This window comes from Pseudomonas paraveronii (assembly GCF_963681955.1).
Lineage (GTDB): Bacteria > Pseudomonadota > Gammaproteobacteria > Pseudomonadales > Pseudomonadaceae > Aquipseudomonas > Aquipseudomonas paraveronii.
In genome coordinates this window covers 399500-415084 of record NZ_OY817130.1, presented here as the reverse complement: position 1 = coordinate 415084, position 15585 = coordinate 399500, and the positions used below count along the sequence as shown (strand labels likewise).

Annotated in this window: 11 protein-coding genes; 2 read left to right on the top strand and 9 right to left on the bottom strand. The window is 62.4% G+C overall.

The features are described 5' to 3' along the window. Positions 1-127 precede the first annotated feature (127 nt). The 3 genes from hutU to hutC form a co-directional block, all read right to left on the bottom strand. A complete protein-coding gene (gene hutU / locus U5A08_RS01765) occupies positions 128-1813 on the bottom strand; it encodes a urocanate hydratase (RefSeq protein ID WP_253392771.1) in 1686 nt (561 codons plus the stop codon). A 407-nt stretch (positions 1814-2220) separates the two neighbouring features. Further along, the gene (locus U5A08_RS01760; RefSeq protein ID WP_253392770.1) at positions 2221-2781 is read right to left on the bottom strand and encodes a HutD/Ves family protein; all 561 of its coding nucleotides are present in this window, start codon (positions 2779-2781) and stop codon (positions 2221-2223) included. Continuing rightward, complete coding sequence (gene hutC / locus U5A08_RS01755; RefSeq protein WP_321850027.1) at positions 2778-3557, bottom strand: histidine utilization transcriptional repressor HutC; 780 nt, start codon at positions 3555-3557, stop codon at positions 2778-2780. Before hutC ends, U5A08_RS01760 begins: the two co-directional genes overlap by 4 nt. Positions 3558-3635: 78 nt before the next feature. Between hutC and U5A08_RS01750 the strand changes: the two genes are divergently transcribed. Then, the gene (locus U5A08_RS01750; protein ID WP_321850026.1) at positions 3636-5000 is read left to right on the top strand and encodes a formimidoylglutamate deiminase; all 1365 of its coding nucleotides are present in this window, start codon (positions 3636-3638) and stop codon (positions 4998-5000) included. 68 nt (positions 5001-5068) lie between these two features. Here U5A08_RS01750 and U5A08_RS01745 read toward each other — a convergent pair whose 3' ends face one another. The 6 genes from U5A08_RS01745 to U5A08_RS01720 form a co-directional block, all read right to left on the bottom strand. Next, positions 5069-5638, bottom strand: a complete 570-nt coding sequence (locus tag U5A08_RS01745) for a lipocalin family protein (RefSeq protein ID WP_253392766.1) — start codon at positions 5636-5638, stop codon at positions 5069-5071. Between the two features lie 30 nt (positions 5639-5668). Then, on the bottom strand, positions 5669-5923 hold the full coding sequence (locus U5A08_RS01740) for an outer membrane protein assembly factor BamE (protein ID WP_247400529.1): 255 nt from the start codon (positions 5921-5923) through the stop codon (positions 5669-5671). A 183-nt stretch (positions 5924-6106) separates the two neighbouring features. Continuing rightward, complete coding sequence (locus U5A08_RS01735; protein WP_253392764.1) at positions 6107-7117, bottom strand: class 1 fructose-bisphosphatase; 1011 nt, start codon at positions 7115-7117, stop codon at positions 6107-6109. Positions 7118-7227: 110 nt separating this feature from the next. Continuing rightward, complete coding sequence (locus tag U5A08_RS01730) at positions 7228-8580, bottom strand: DUF3999 domain-containing protein (RefSeq protein WP_321852163.1); 1353 nt, start codon at positions 8578-8580, stop codon at positions 7228-7230. After that, positions 8580-12119, bottom strand: a complete 3540-nt coding sequence (locus U5A08_RS01725) for a DUF2339 domain-containing protein (RefSeq protein ID WP_321850024.1) — start codon at positions 12117-12119, stop codon at positions 8580-8582. The genes U5A08_RS01730 and U5A08_RS01725 overlap by 1 nt, the downstream gene beginning before the upstream one ends. 157 nt (positions 12120-12276) lie before the next feature. Continuing rightward, entirely contained in the window at positions 12277-14727 is a 2451-nt protein-coding gene (locus tag U5A08_RS01720; protein ID WP_253392759.1) for a glycogen/starch/alpha-glucan phosphorylase, read from the bottom strand. 236 nt (positions 14728-14963) lie between these two features. Here U5A08_RS01720 and U5A08_RS01715 point away from each other — a divergent pair, with 236 nt between their 5' ends. Beyond that, positions 14964-15398 carry a YkgJ family cysteine cluster protein gene (locus U5A08_RS01715; protein WP_253392757.1) on the top strand — a complete coding sequence of 145 codons (435 nt, stop codon included), beginning with the start codon at positions 14964-14966 and terminating at the stop codon, positions 15396-15398. The last annotated feature ends 187 nt before the right edge of the window (positions 15399-15585 follow it).

Sequence of the window (15585 nt, the reverse complement as noted above, 5' to 3'; positions counted from 1 at the left end):
TGTTTTGGGTGCTGATTGCTCTTCTGTGGGAGCTGGCTTGCCTGCGATGCGGGCGACGCGGTCTTTCGGGTAGACCGCGGTGATGCAATCGCAGGCAAGCCAGCTCCCACAGGAACAGAGCCAGCCGTTACTTGATCATCGGCAGGTTCAAGCCCTGCTCTTTGGCGCAATCGATCGCGATCTGGTACCCCGCATCGGCGTGACGCATCACCCCGGTGGCCGGGTCGTTGTGCAGCACGCGGGCAATGCGCTCGGCCGCTTCGTCGGTGCCGTCGCAGACGATCACCATGCCGGAGTGCTGCGAGAAGCCCATGCCCACGCCGCCGCCGTGGTGCAGCGAAACCCAGGTCGCACCGCTGGCGGTGTTGAGCAAGGCGTTGAGCAGCGGCCAGTCGGACACGGCGTCGGAGCCGTCCTGCATCGATTCGGTTTCACGGTTGGGGCTGGCCACCGAGCCGGAGTCGAGGTGGTCGCGGCCGATCACCACCGGCGCGGACAGCTCGCCGCTGCGCACCATTTCGTTGAACGCCAGGCCCAGCTTGGCGCGCTGGCCCAGGCCGACCCAGCAGATACGCGCCGGCAGGCCCTGGAAGCTGATGCGCTCGCGGGCCATGTCCAGCCAGTTGTGCAGGTGCGCGTCGTCGGGGATCAGCTCTTTGACTTTGGCGTCGGTCTTGTAGATGTCTTGCGGGTCGCCCGACAGCGCCGCCCAGCGGAACGGGCCGATGCCACGGCAGAACAGCGGGCGGATGTAAGCCGGTACGAAACCCGGGAAGTCGAACGCGTTTTCCACGCCTTCTTCCTGCGCCATCTGACGGATGTTGTTGCCATAGTCGAAGGTCGGGATGCCTTGTTTCTGGAAGTCCAGCATCGCTTTGACGTGAACAGCCATCGACTGCTTGGCGGCCTTGATCACGGCCGCCGGTTCGGTCTTGGCGCGGGCGCGGTATTCGTCCCAGGTCCAGCCGGCCGGCAGGTAGCCGTTGAGAGGGTCGTGGGCGCTGGTCTGGTCGGTGACCATGTCCGGGCGCACGCCGCGCTTGACCAGTTCCGGCAGGATTTCGGCGGCGTTGCCCAGCAGGGCGATGGAGATCGCTTTGCCTTCCTGGGTGTACTTGGCGATGCGCGCCAGCGCGTCGTCGAGGTCGCTGGCCTGTTCGTCGACATAGCGGCTGTTCAGGCGGAAATCGATGCTGACCTGCTGGCATTCAATGTTCAGCGAGCACGCGCCGGCCAGGGTCGCGGCCAACGGTTGCGCGCCGCCCATGCCGCCGAGGCCGGCGGTCAGGACCCAACGGCCCTTGAGGTTGTTGTCGTAATGCTGGCGACCGGCCTCGACGAAGGTTTCGTAAGTGCCTTGGACAATGCCCTGGCTGCCGATGTAGATCCAACTGCCGGCGGTCATCTGGCCGTACATGGCCAGGCCCTTGGCATCCAGTTCGTTGAAGTGTTCCCAACTGGCCCAGTGCGGCACCAGGTTGGAGTTGGCGATCAGTACACGCGGGGCGTTGCGGTGGGTCTTGAACACGCCGACCGGTTTGCCGGACTGCACCAGCAGGGTTTCGTCGTCGTTCAGATGGGTGAGGCTCTCGACGATCTGGTCGTAACACTCCCAATTGCGCGCCGCACGACCGATGCCGCCGTACACCACCAGCTCTTTCGGGTTTTCGGCCACTTGCGGGTCAAGGTTGTTCATCAGCATGCGCAGCGGCGCTTCGGTCAGCCAGCTTTTGGCGGTGAGCGTGTTACCGCGGGCGGCGCGGATTTCGACGTCACGGTATTTTGTAGGCTTAGCGTTAGAAAAATCGGTCACAACCAGAACTCCTCAGCGATCGATGCGCGAACTGGATGCGTGCAAAGTGGACTCTTACGCACACACCTTTACTTGTACATACAAGCATATGCAATCGAGCGGCCAACTTTCCTCGGGAGCGGGCGCGATTGTTTGCACAGTCGTGCGCAAGCCTTGGAAATTAAGGCTTCGAGGCGTGATGAAATTTCTTACGGGGCGGTTTTACAGCGAGGCAGGTTTGCCACGCCAGGGTGGTGTTGCGCCACCCTGGGGCGTTCGGTAACAAAGTGGTGCGGAAGGCTGGAAACAGATCGCAAGAACAGTGGGGAAACAAATGTGGGAGGGGGCTTGCCCCCGATTGCAGTGGGCCAGCTACAGATAAGCTGACTGGTCCACCGCTATCGGGGGCAAGCCCCCTCCCACATTTTTTAACCGCGTGCGGTCAGTTCGATGATGCAGCAGCGGCCCGTGACCGAGATATCCAGCAAGCCGGTATTAGCATCCACCTGCAGGCAATCATGATGGCCCAGCACCTGGCCGAGCACCGTCACCTCATCCGCCACGCTGAACACCAGCACCGTCTGCGCCGTACTGAAAAAACGCTGCACCCCATCCACCCACTGCAACCGCGCCTGGAAACGCTGGGGCGAATAGATCAGGTTGAAATCGCGGATCGGCCCGCTGATCAGGCGGCACGACACCTGGCTGTCACCCTTGAACGCGAACGGTTGCAGCGGCAACAACCCCCGCTGTTCCTCGCCGTCCACGGTCAGGACCATGCCCGCGCCGTTGATCACCGTGATCACGCGCTGGTAACCGGCGAAGGCGGAAAACCCGCCCGACTCGCCGATATCGGCAATCGACAGGCGCCAGCCAAAGCCCTCCAGGCCATGGCCGCCATCGCGGCTGATTTCTTCGGTGCTGCCGCCACCGTTTTTCCATGGCATGCGCACGTAATTCGCGGCGCGCCAGACGGTCACGGCACTCATTTACTGAAACGTCCTTCCAGGCTATGACGCGAACCTGGGTGGATCAGGCGCGCGGCAGTCACTGGCTGGCGACCGGACCAAGTGCGTCGACGAATCAACAGGCATGGCTCGCTCGGTTCGATCTGCAGCAACTTGCACTCGGCGGCATCGGCGAGGATGGCTTCGACCACATGCTCGCCCTCGGTCAACGGTGCGACCTGGTTCAAATAGGCGTAGGGCGTTTGCTGGGTGAAATCCTGCTGCAGGTATTCCGGCGCGACCAGGGCGTTGACGAAGCGGTCTTCGATTTGCACGGGAATATCGTTTTCAAAGTGAACGATCAGCGAGTGGAATACCCGCCCGCCTTCGCGCATTTCCAGGGCAACGGCGCGCTCGGAACCGGCCGCCTCTTCGCCCAGGGTGATGACCTGGCAGGTGTGCCGATGACCACGGGAGGCGATCTCATCGGCAATGTTGTGGACTTCAAACAGCGCCGACTGGCTCTTGGGCTCGGCGACAAACGTGCCGACGCCTTGCATGCGCACCAGCAAACCTTCGGCGGTGAGTTCGCGCAGGGCGCGGTTGATGGTCATGCGGCTGAAACCCAGCTGGCTGACCAGTTCACTCTCCGATGGCACGCGGTAATGGGGCTGCCAGTTGCCGCTGAGGATCTGCTGGCTGATCATCTGTTTGACGCGGGCATACAAGGGCGCCGGACTTTCGTCCAGGTGGGCAGCCAGTGAAGACTTGGCGGGCGGAGTCGGCACGGGGAATCCTTGCAGGGGAAAAAGATGCATAGATTGCCGGAGTTTACCGAGCAGGCAAACGTCTGTATATGTATATACAAATAAACACACGACCGGGGTGCCTTGAACATGTCCGCTTTCTTTGCCGAACGCGCGCTGCTGCCTGATGGATGGGCCAACGATGTACGTCTTGAAGTCGGCGCGGATGGCCGGCTGACCCACGTTGCGGCCAATGCCAGTGCAGACGGCGCCGAACGGCTCGGAGGCCCGGTGTTGGCAGGCATGCCGAACCTGCACTCCCACGCTTTCCAGCGTGCCATGGCGGGCTTGGCCGAAGTGGCCGGCAACCCGAATGACAGCTTCTGGACCTGGCGCGAGCTGATGTACCGCATGGTCGGCAAGATCAATCCGGAGCAACTGCAGATCATCGCGCGCCAGTTGTATATCGAGATGCTCAAGGCCGGTTACACCTCGGTGGCGGAGTTTCATTACGTCCACCATGACATCAGCGGCCAGCCCTATGCCGACCGCACGGAACTGTCGCGGCAGATCAGCCAGGCGGCCGCCAGCAGCGGGATCGGCCTGACGCTACTGCCGGTGCTCTACACCCACGCAGGGTTTGGCGGCCAGGCACCCAATGAAGGCCAGCGACGGTTTATCAACAGCAGCGAACATTACCTGGACCTGCAGGCGCGCCTGAAACCAATCCTCGCCGCACAACCGGCGCAGCAGTTGGGCTTGTGTTTCCACTCCCTGCGCGCCGTCACGCCGCAACAGATCACAGACGTGCTGGCCGCCAGCGACAAGGCCTGCCCGGTGCATATCCACATCGCCGAGCAACAGAAAGAAGTCGACGACTGCCTGGCCTGGAGCGGCAAACGCCCGCTGCAATGGCTGTATGACAACGTCGACGTCGATGAACGCTGGTGCCTGGTACACGCCACTCATGCCGATCCTGCGGAAGTGACGCGCATGGCCAGCAGCCGTGCAATTGCCGGTTTGTGCCTGACCACCGAAGCCAACCTGGGCGACGGGATTTTTCCGGCGGTGGATTTCCTCGCCCAGGGCGGGCGCATGGGCATTGGTTCCGACAGCCATGTGTCACTGAGCGTGGTGGAAGAACTGCGCTGGCTGGAATACGGCCAACGCCTGCGCGATCAGCGGCGCAATCGCTTGTATCGTCACGATCAGCCGATGGTCGGCCGCACGCTGTTCGATGCCGCGCTGGACGGCGGCGCCCAGGCGCTGGGGCAGCCGATTGGTCGGTTGGAAGTAGGCAAACGTGCCGATTGGCTGGTGCTGGACGGTAACGATCCGTACCTGGCGACGGCGACGGCGGACGGGATTCTCAATCGCTGGCTGTTCGCCGGCGGCGATCGGCAGGTGCGCGATGTGCTGGTCAACGGCAAGTGGGTGGTGCGCGACGGGCGGCATGCCGCTGAAGAAGAGAGCAACCGGGCGTTTACCCAGGTTTTGAGGGAGTTACTCGGTTAACAGGCAATCCATAACAAATGTGGGAGGGGCAAGCCCCCTCCCACAATTGGATTTGTGCTGATCCAGAGTTATTGCGAGGTCTTCGCCATCTGCTTGTCCGACGTGCGCCAGATCAAACGTGTGGTGTCATAACCCTGCTGCCGCGCCCTGCTCAGCAGGTCTTCGCGGGTGTCGGCGCTGACCGTTGGCGTGCGCGACAAGATCCACATATAGCGCCGGCTCGGGCTGCCGACGAGGGCGGTCTTGTAGTCATCGCTGACGTACAGCACCCAGTAATCGCCCTTGGCGACGCCCGGCAACAGCGCGGTAAACCAGTTATTGAATTCCACCCAGAGCTTGTCGGTCTTGCCCGGCACTTGCGGCGTGGCCGTGCCTTTGGCTTCTTCCCACTTCCATTCTGTTGTCAGGCAGCGGTTGAACACCGACATATCGCCATCTGGCAGCAGTGTGTAGCGGGCCTCGGACTGCGCGCAGTTGCGCTGGAAGTACATCGGCAATCGCGCCAATTCGTACCAGGTGCCCTGGTAACGCTTGAGGTTGACGTTACTCGCGGTCTTAGGTTGCAGATCATCGCCAGAATGGCTGGCGCAGCCCGCCAAAAACAGGCTGGCGCAAAAAAACAAAACAAAACGCATCATTCTTCTTCTCCCGCAGGCTTTCGCCCCGGTTTACTTCAGGCCTTGCCCGGAAAACATCAGAACCTTGTCACCGGCATATTGAACGCTGATAAAGCTGTTTTTATCGCCCCAGGTGCAGCTAGACATGCCCAGCGCGCCGGAACAATCGGTCGGCTTGCCCAGCAACGACTCCACTTCGGTCTTGGCCATGCCAGCCGACAGCTTCGCGTAATTTTCCTGATTGACCTTGCTGCAAGCGGCCAACAGCACGCAAAAGGCCAGCAAAGCGAGACGGCGTAACGACATGGAATAACTCCTGGAGGGACGAGGCAGGTGGGGGTCTGCCAGAAGCTTAGAAGGGAAAACAGGTGTCTGGTTCCCGACAAACGAAAACAAAAAAGCCCCGAAAACGCTGAAACGTTTCGGGGCTTCTTATCGTTCAAGACTTCACGCCTTGAACCTGGCGAGAGCGCTTGCTCCCTTCCACCGTTACTGCTTGTGGTAGCCGGTCACACGCTCAACTTCTTCCTTCGAACCCAGGAACACCGCCACGCGCTGGTGCAGGCCTTCGGGCTGGATGTCGAGGATACGCTGGTGGCCGTCGGTGGACACACCGCCTGCCTGTTCAACCAGGAACGACATCGGGTTGGCTTCGTACATCAGGCGCAGTTTGCCCGGCTTGGACGGCTCGCGGCTGTCACGGGGGTACATGAACACGCCACCCCGGGTCAGGATACGGTGTACGTCGGCAACCATCGCCGCGACCCAGCGCATGTTGAAGTTTTTCTTCAACGGGCCGTCTTCGCCTTCCATCAACTCGTTGACGTAGCGCTTGACCGGTTCTTCCCAGTGGCGCTGGTTGGACATGTTGATCGCAAATTCCTGGGTAGCCGCAGGAATCACGATGTCTTCGTGAGTCAGGACGAAACTGCCCATTTCGCGGTCCAGGGTGAAGCCTTTGACGCCGTCGCCCAGGGTCAGGACCAGCATGGTCTGCGGGCCGTAGATCGCATAACCGGCGGCAACCTGCTGGGTGCCCGGCTGCAGGAAGGCCTTTTCGTTCAGGGCTTCGTTCTGGCTCAGGTGTTCGTTCGGGCAACGCAGTACCGAGAAGATGGTGCCGACCGGGGCGTTGATGTCGATGTTGGACGAACCGTCCAGTGGGTCGAACACCAGCAGGTAGGCGCCTTTCGGGTATTTGCCCGGGATCTGGTAGGCATTGTCCATTTCTTCGGACGCCATGCCGGCCAGGTGACCGCCCCATTCGTTGGCTTCGAGCAGGATCTCGTTGGAGATCACGTCGAGTTTCTTCTGCACTTCGCCTTGGACGTTTTCAGTGCCCATGCTGCCCAGGACACCACCCAGCGCGCCTTTGGACACGGCGTGGCTGATTTCCTTGCAAGCACGCGCCACCACTTCGATAAGGAAGCGCAGATCGGCAGGCGTGTTGTTGCTGCGGGTCTGCTCGATCAAATAGCGACTCAGGGTAACGCGGGACATGGAAGGCTCCGATGTATGGGGGGGGCTAAAAACCCGCGCAGTTTAACGCGAGTTGGGGTGTATTTCCTCCTATCAGAGGATTTAAACCCAATAGAGTTCATGGACTTTATTTAACGTGCCGCCGCAGGCTTGCGCAGCAAACTGTAGGCCATGGCCCCCAGCGCCGCCACACCGAGCAGCAATACCGCCCAGAGCCCGAGTTTTTTCCAGTTCGGTTCGGTGTCGACAGCGGCAACGAGCGCTGGCGACGTGAGCACGACATCCCCGGCCACCTTGGCCTGCCCCAAGCTATTCAGACGCTCGGCGTTGTAGTCAGGGATCAGGGTCGACAGCGGCAGGTTCGCCGCCTTGGCCGACGCGTTCCCCAGCGCCAGGGTGAACGGCGGCTCACCTCGCGCCAGGAACACCAACTGCGTGGCGCGCACGGCAACCTGCAGGGTCGGCGCCGCAGCGCCCAGGCCACCGCCGCGCTCATCCACCTGCAACTTGAGTTCGGCGACCGCCTGGCCCGGCAACTGCAATTGATCCTGCACCACGTCCTGGCCGTTCTGGGTCAGGCGGTACAGCAAACCGTTACTCAGCGGCTGCCAGGCTTGCTTGCTGTCACGCCGCCCCGACAAGGTCACGGGCGCCAGCGTATTGGGCTGTGTCAATTCGACGCGCAGGCGCTCGACATTCAGCCCCGCCGGTAACTGCCAGGTGTATTCCCCCGCCTGGAGCCGCGTGCCGGAAAGCGGCTGCGACCACACCCATGGCGTCGGCTGGCTACTGCGGGTGGCGCTGGCCAATTTGGCCGAGGTCAACAGCGGCGCCGCCTGGCCCTGCCACAACAGGCGCAGGTAACGCGCCGGTTGCCCCGGCAGGCTGACGTCATGCTGCTCGACGCGCTCGTCGGCAAACGACAAGCGCGCCACTTGCCCGTCGCCCCAAGGCGTCCAGTGCTGCAAATCATCGCTGGCTTCAATGCTGAACCGCTGGAAGCCTTCTTGCTCGTGACTCCAGTCGAGGCTCAGTTGCTGCAACGGGGCCTTGATCGCACTGGCGTCGAGCACCCAGCCGCGTAGCACCTGCTGGCCAGCCGCGGAAGCTGTGGAGGGGCGCACTTCCAGCAAGGTGCCTTCGGCGCTGGACTTCACCACCACCGCCGGCAAGGTTTCGCGGGTGTCGGCAGCGTACAGCGGGAACCACTTCACATCGGCAACGTTACGGTTTTCGGTGTGTTGCGCGGATTGGCGCGACAGCGCATAGGCCTGGGGTTCACCCGCGGCGTTGAACACGCGCAGATCGCTGAGGTCGGCCTGGCGGGCGCTCAGTTGCACGGCCAACGGCAATTCGAGGCGATACCACGGGCCGTTGCCGCTGACGCTCAGCGGCACCTGGGTGGTGAAGTCGGCGGGTGTTTCCTGGGCCCACACCGACAACGTCGCACACACGCCCACTACCGCCACGCTCAACTTACCGATCAAGAGGATGCTCCTTCAGTTTCCAGCACAGGTTCGGCGCGCTTGGGCGGCAGCGGTGCGAAGTAACCCACCACCAGCAACAGCCCGCCTACGCCAATGAACGACACGATCCGCGCCAAGCCGCCACGATTGCTCAGCTCGACAAAAAACAGCTTGGCCACCACCACGGCAATCAGTGCCGCGCCGATCAGCCACACTTCGCGACGATGGCGCAGGTGACCGCCGATCATCAGGCCGAGGGCGATCAGGGTCCAGACGATCGACAAGCCGGCTTGCACCAGCATCGACTCCAGCAACGCGTCCAACTGGAACGGCACGCCGCCCCAATGGTGGGCTGTGCGCATCACCAGCGCGGTGAAGAACGCAAACAGCGAAACCCCCGCCACACCCTGCGCGATCCATTGCGCACGCGGCCCGCGCTGCGGCGCCACACTGCGCGACCACAGATACACACCGAGCAGAGCAAACAGCAGGCCCAGGTCCAGCGGGTTGATCAACGGTACATACGGCAAAGGCTCGGCCGTACCGTCGCTGAAACTGTTCGCCAGCCAGAACCAGCCGAGCATCAGCAGCGCCAACGGCAGCGCCGCCAGCACGCGATACTCGTTGGGATAGGCCGACACCGGCCATGGCCAACGGCGTGGCGCAGCCGCCAGCACCAGGTAGAGACTCGGCAAAATCGCCCAGCCCAGCCAGCGCCAGGCATTGTATTCGCTCGACAGCAACAACAGGCCGTAGCGCAGCTCCAGCGCCAGGACGCCGATCAACATCCAGCTACCCAACACGTGGGCAACGCTCAATACTTTGGCCGGAGCCACCGCCGCCAAGCGCCGCAACGAGATGAAATGCACCGCGAACACCGCCAGCCAGGCCAGCCAGCCGAACTGCGCCGCCGGGTGATAGTAGCTATGCGCGGATACCAGCAACACCGCAGCCGCCGCCGGCATCAGCAAGGTGCAGAGCATACCCAGCGAGGCCCAGCGCAGACGCGCCGCGAACAGCGTCCAGATCGCCACGCTCACCGCTGCGATACCCAGCAGGAACGCGCCATGCAGCTCTTGCGGGATGAACCGCAGCACTTCGCCGATCAGCGCCAGCGCCCACCAGGCCGCGCCCCACACCAACAACAGGTCGGACAGGCGTTGCAGCTTCAGCACGGCAAACACCGGCGCATGGGGTTCGCGTTGCAAGCGCCAGGCGCCGACCAGGGCGGCCAGGCCCAGCACCATCGGCGTCCAGAAACCGCTGTGCCCCAGCGGACGCAAACCTTCATGGGGCAACGACCCAAGCAGTTCCGGCACCGCCAACAGGAACGAAGCGCCGCCGAGCAGTTGCAGCAGCAAACCGAAGACGAAACTGACGCGCTGTTGCAGGTACAGGCTCAACCAGATGACCAGCAAACCACTCGCCGCCCACACCCCGCTGGCGCTGTCCCAGGGCAGCACAAACAGCACGGCCAGGTTGATCAACACCAGGCCGGCCAGCAGCACCACCGATAACCCGCGCAACAGCCGCACATCGCTGCGCACCATGTCGTCGCGGGCCGCCAGCAGCATGCCGCCGATCAACGCCAGCCCGATCAGCGACGCCGTCAGCAAACCGCCCCAACCTGCACTGAATACCGCCGCCCCTTCACCGCCTTGCAGGCGCAGCAGGAACAGCGCGCCGCCCAGCAGTTGCACGGCGAAGGCGGTGAACAGGAAGGTCCGCGAGCCTATGCGCAAGCCGACAGACAGCGTCACCAGGCCAGCAATCGCCCAACTGATGGCGGTGCCTTGGGTCAGCAACAGCAGCGGTGCGAGCAGGTACACACAGGTCAGCCCGAGGCTGGCCAACACCGGCAGGCCCTTGCGCTCCCACTCCGCCGCCTGTTCCGTGGATGCCTTGCGCAACTGCGCGAAGCTGAACAACAACGCGGCGCCCAGCAACAGCGCACCCAATGGCGCGCCGTCCAACAATGTGTGTGTGCCGACGCGCAGTTCGCTGAGGAACGCCAGCGCCGAGCCCAGTTGCAACAACAGGCCAAACGCCCGTGCCAATGGTCGTTGCTGGCGCAAACCGAGCCAGAAGATCCCGGCACCTTCCACGGCCCAGGCCGCTGCGGTCCAGCGCGCATCGAGGCCCAGGGGAATCGCCAGGCTGGCGAAGATCACGCCCAGGGCCAGGCAGGTTTCCGCCAGCAGCAAGGCGCGCCCGCCACTGAGCAAGCGGGCCAGGCCCATATAAATAATGCCCAGGCCAAGGGCGCTGAACGCAGCGGCAAATTCCAGGTGTTGTACCAGTGCGAACTGCAAGCCGAAGCCCACCAGCGGCGGACCGAACAGCAGGCTGCCGTCGACATAATCGCCCTTGGCCGCCGACCAGCGCAGCAGCGCGCCCCGGCTGTCGTCTTCGGGCGCGTCGCTCATCTCCAGCAATTTGCGCCGGGTGAACAGCAAACCGATCGCCAGGTACATCAGGAAAAACACGATCAGGAACGGCTCGGTGCTCCACAGCAGCTCCGGGGCATACGAGCGCAGGCCCCAGGCGAAGCCGATGCCGAAGGTGCCGACAAAGCCGATCAGGTTGAGCAGGCGCCAAGCCTTGAACCAGGCGATAGCGAGGATGCCAGCATTGAGCAGGGCAAAGTAACTGAACAGCGCCACATGGCTGCCGGCGCCGGTGGAGGTCAGGATCGGCGCGGCAAACCCGCCCAGCGCCGCTGCGCAGGCCAGGCCCAACGCATCCTGGGTGATCGCCAGAATCGCCGAAAACAGCGTGACCGCCACCAGCAAGCCCAACGCCGCGCCAGGGTCGATCAACGGGTGCAAGCGCATCGCGGCAAACACCGTCAGGTACAGCACCGCAATGCCGGTGCCTTGCAGCATCAAGCCGTAATTACTGTTGCGCAGCCGCAACCACCAGCCCAGGCCCAGCAGGCCCAATGCAGCGGCGGCAACCCCGGCATAACGCAGTTCAATCGGCACCACCATGCCTTCGGTGGCATAGCGCAGCAAAAAGGCCAAGCCGAGGAACAACAGCACCACGCCGACGCGCAGAACGGTATTGCCGCCGAACAGCCAATTGCGCGCGCCGCCGATGGCACGTTCGATCAGGTTGGGGCCACGGGGGATAACCGGTTCAGGCGCATGCGGTTTTTCGGCAGGTTTCCAGACATCCGCCGGTAATGCCTGACTCGGTTCGGCAACGATGGCGACGGGCGTTGGCGCCAGTTCAGCGGGCAACTCCCAGACAAGTTCGGGTGCCTCGGCTGGCGGGGTAGATTCGGCAACGGGGGATTCGACCAACACACTGTGTGCGAGCGGCGCGGGTTCAGGCGCAGGTTTTTCCAATTGCGCCAGGCGTTGCTCCAGCGCGGAGAGCGCTTTCTGCGCGGTCTCCAACTGACGGCTTTGTTCATCCGTGCGCGAAGCCAGCATCGACAGGCGAATCGCCTGGCCAATGCCCAACCCCAGCAGCGCGCCGATGCCCGCGTCGCTGAACGACTCATCGAGTGTCCAGCCAAGCGCCAGCCCAATCAGCATGAAAATCCATTGCATGGTCGATATTCCCTAAGCAAACCGGGGCTCAGTATATCGACGCGAGACCAATGTGGGAGGGGGGCTTGCCCCCGATAGCGGTGTGCCAGTCGACATATCTGCAAACTGACAGTCCGCTATCGGGGGCAAGCCCCCTCCCACACTTGTACTGCGGGGTTTAGTCGAGCGCTTTCCAGATTTCGGTGGCGTACTCGCGGATGGTGCGGTCCGAAGAGAACCAGCCCATTCGCGCGGTATTGAGCACAGCCGAACGCCACCATTCCTTGGAATCATGCCAATGCGCGTCGACCCGGGCCTGGGCATCCCAGTAGGAATCGAAGTCGGCACACACCAGGAAGCGGTCGTAGTCGATCAGCCCATCGATCAAGCCCACATAACGGCCCGGATCATCCGGCGAGAACACCCCGCCGCGAATCGCTTGCAGCACATCGTTCAAACGATGGGACGCGGCGATTTCCGGCCCGGCGTGGAATTCACCGGCGTGCTTGCGGGCTTCCACCTCCTGGGAGCTGAGGCCGAAGATGAACATATGATCGCCGCCCACACGCTCGTGCATCTCCACGTTGGCGCCGTCCATGGTGCCGATGGTCAGCGCGCCGTTAAGGCCGAACTTCATGTTGCTGGTGCCCGACGCTTCAAAACCGGCGGTGGAAATCTGCTCCGACAAGTCCGCCGCCGGAATGATGCTTTCCGCCAGGCTGACGTTGTAGTTGGGCAGGAACACCACCTTGAGCAAGCCGCGCACGGTGGGGTCGTTGTTGACGGTGCGAGCGATGTCGTTGGTCAGCTTGATGATCAGCTTGGCCTGGTGATAACTCGCCGCCGCCTTGCCGGCGAAGATCTTCACCCGTGGCACCCAGTCGATCTCAGGCTCGGCACGGATCGCCTGGTACAGCGCCACGGTGTGCAGCAGGTTGAGCAGTTGGCGCTTGTATTCGTGGATGCGCTTGACCTGCACGTCGAACATCGCCGCAGGGTTGACCGCGATGCCCAGGCGCTCGTGGATGATCTCGGCCAGTGCGCGCTTGCTGTGCAGGCGCTGCTCGGCGAAGGCCTTGCGGAAGGCCTGCTTCTCGGCAAAGGTTTCCAGTTCGACCAGACGGGTTTCCATGTTGTCGAGAATATCCGCGCCCAACGCATCCACCAGCATCGAAGTGAGCTGGGGGTTGGCCTGGTACAGCCAGCGGCGGAAGGTGATGCCGTTGGTTTTGTTGTTGATGCGCTCCGGGTACAGCTTGTGCAGTTCGGAGAACACCGTGCTGCGCATCAGTTGGGTGTGCAGGCCGGATACGCCGTTGACGCTATGGGAGCCAAGGAACGCCAGGTTGCCCATGCGCACGCGGCGGCCGTTGTCTTCCTCGATCAGCGACACGGCGCGCAGCACGTCGAAATCGTGGACGCCCTTGGCGCGCAGCGAGTCGATGTGTTGGGCGTTGATCAGGTAGATGATCTGCATGTGCCGGGGCAACATGCGTTCCATCAGGCCGACCGGCCAGGTTTCGAGGGCTTCGGGCAGCAGCGTGTGGTTGGTGTACGACAGGGTTTCGACGGTGACGTCCCACGCCGCGTCCCAGGGAATGTCGTGCAGGTCCACCAGTTGCCGCATCAATTCAGCGACCGCGATGGACGGGTGCGTGTCGTTGAGCTGAATCGCCGCATGTTCGCCCAGGCTCAGCACCGAGCCGTGCATGTTCTTGTGGCGGCGCAGCAAGTCTTGCAGCGAGGCCGAGACGAAGAAGTATTCCTGGCGCAGGCGCAGTTCCTGCCCCGCTTCGGTGCTGTCGGCCGGGTAAAGCACTCGGGAGATGCTTTCGGCGCGGGCCACTTCGGCGACGGCGCCCAAGTGATCACCGGCGTTGAAGCGCTCCAGGTGCAGGTCTTCCACGGCGCGCGCGCGCCACAGCCGCAGGGTGTTGACGCTGGCACCGCGCCAGCCAACCACCGGGGTGTCGTAGGCCACGGCCCGCACGGTTTCGCTGGGCGACCACACCTGAATCAGCTTGCCGGCGGCATCCGGCAGGGTTTCGACGCTGCCGCCAAAGCCGATCGGGTAAATCACTTCGGCCCGCTCGAACTCCCACGGGTTGCCGAAATCCAGCCAGCGTTCGGTCTGTTCCTGCTGCCAGCCATCGACAATCGCCTGGCGGAACAGCCCGTGCTCATAGCGAATGCCATAACCATGGCCGGCGATGCCCAACGTCGACATGCTTTCCATAAAGCACGCCGCCAGGCGACCCAGCCCCCCGTTGCCGAGCGCCGCATCGGGCTCCAGCAGGCGGATGCGTTCCAGGTCGACCCCTAGGCCCACCAGCGCTTCGCGGGCGATCTCCAGCAGGCCGAGGTTGCTCAGGCTGTCGTAGAGCAAGCGGCCGATGAGAAATTCGAGGGAGAGGTAATAAACCCGCTTCTGGCCTTTACGGTAGATACGCCGCGTGTGGTCCATCCAGTGTTCGACCATCTGGTCGCGGGCGGCCAGGGCAATGGCTTCGAACCAGTCGTGGTCGAAGGCATGATCTGGGTCTTTGCCCACCGCATAGGTGAGTTTGGTCAAGACAGCATCGCGAAACGCGGCTACCTCTGCTTCTCGTGCAAGCGGTTCCTGAGACATCGGTGCGACCTCGGGCGAGATTGAAGGAGTTGCTAGAGACTAGTCGGTCTGACAGACGGTCGACGCTCTGGTTCGGCAGTTTTTTAACTCATTCACCTTTGCATAAATTTAATGCAGGGGTCGTGCCCGATCATCATTCGATTGGCCTTCCAGCTGAAAACCCGAAAATATTGTTCAAAAAACCATCAATCCCGGTATGATCGCGCGCCCGGATACCGCCCCACCTTGGAACCCTGATGAAGCCTCAACTGATCGCCGCCGCGGAACTCGACCGTCTCGAGACCTGGCAGAAATATTCCGCCCACATGTGCGGGGGCTGCGTGTCCAGTTGCTGCACGCTGCCGGTCGAAGTGAAGATCAAAGACTTGATCCGCATTGGCATCGTCGATGAATTCGAGCGTGGCGACCCGGCGAAGAACATCGCCAAGCGCTTGCAGAAGGAAGGCATCGTCGAGCGCTACAACAGCAAATCCGAGATCTTCACCCTGCAGCGCATGAGCAACAACGACTGCCTGTACCTGGATCGTAAGACGCGCTTCTGCACTATTTATGACAAGCGCCCGGATACCTGTCGCAACCACCCGAAAATCGGCCCGCGGCCGGGGTATTGCGCGTACAAGCCGAAGGAAGTGGTGCGCGAGACCCATTTCAAGACTCTCGATAAGTTCTGATCCGGTTTTTGTAGTGTTCTTAAGGGCCTCATCGGGGGCAAGCCCCCTCCCACATTTTGAAATGTGTTCACAAATCAAACTGTGGGAGGGGGCTTGCCCCCGATAGGGCCGGTACATTCAGCACAAAACCTGCAGACATAAAAAAACGCCCCCGGCCTTTCGACCGGGGGCGTTTTTCATTCAGCCT

Coding starts and splice junctions, on each gene's coding strand:
- U5A08_RS01760 (WP_253392770.1), bottom strand. CDS start 2,781: ATGAGTGCCGTGACCGTCTGGCGCGCCGCGAATTACGTGCGCATGCCA.
- hutC (WP_321850027.1), bottom strand. CDS start 3,557: ATGCATCTTTTTCCCCTGCAAGGATTCCCCGTGCCGACTCCGCCCGCC.
- U5A08_RS01750 (WP_321850026.1), top strand. CDS start 3,636: ATGTCCGCTTTCTTTGCCGAACGCGCGCTGCTGCCTGATGGATGGGCC.
- U5A08_RS01745 (WP_253392766.1), bottom strand. CDS start 5,638: ATGATGCGTTTTGTTTTGTTTTTTTGCGCCAGCCTGTTTTTGGCGGGC.
- U5A08_RS01740 (WP_247400529.1), bottom strand. CDS start 5,923: ATGTCGTTACGCCGTCTCGCTTTGCTGGCCTTTTGCGTGCTGTTGGCC.
- U5A08_RS01735 (WP_253392764.1), bottom strand. CDS start 7,117: ATGTCCCGCGTTACCCTGAGTCGCTATTTGATCGAGCAGACCCGCAGC.
- U5A08_RS01725 (WP_321850024.1), bottom strand. CDS start 12,119: ATGCAATGGATTTTCATGCTGATTGGGCTGGCGCTTGGCTGGACACTC.
- U5A08_RS01720 (WP_253392759.1), bottom strand. CDS start 14,727: ATGTCTCAGGAACCGCTTGCACGAGAAGCAGAGGTAGCCGCGTTTCGC.
- U5A08_RS01715 (WP_253392757.1), top strand. CDS start 14,964: ATGAAGCCTCAACTGATCGCCGCCGCGGAACTCGACCGTCTCGAGACC.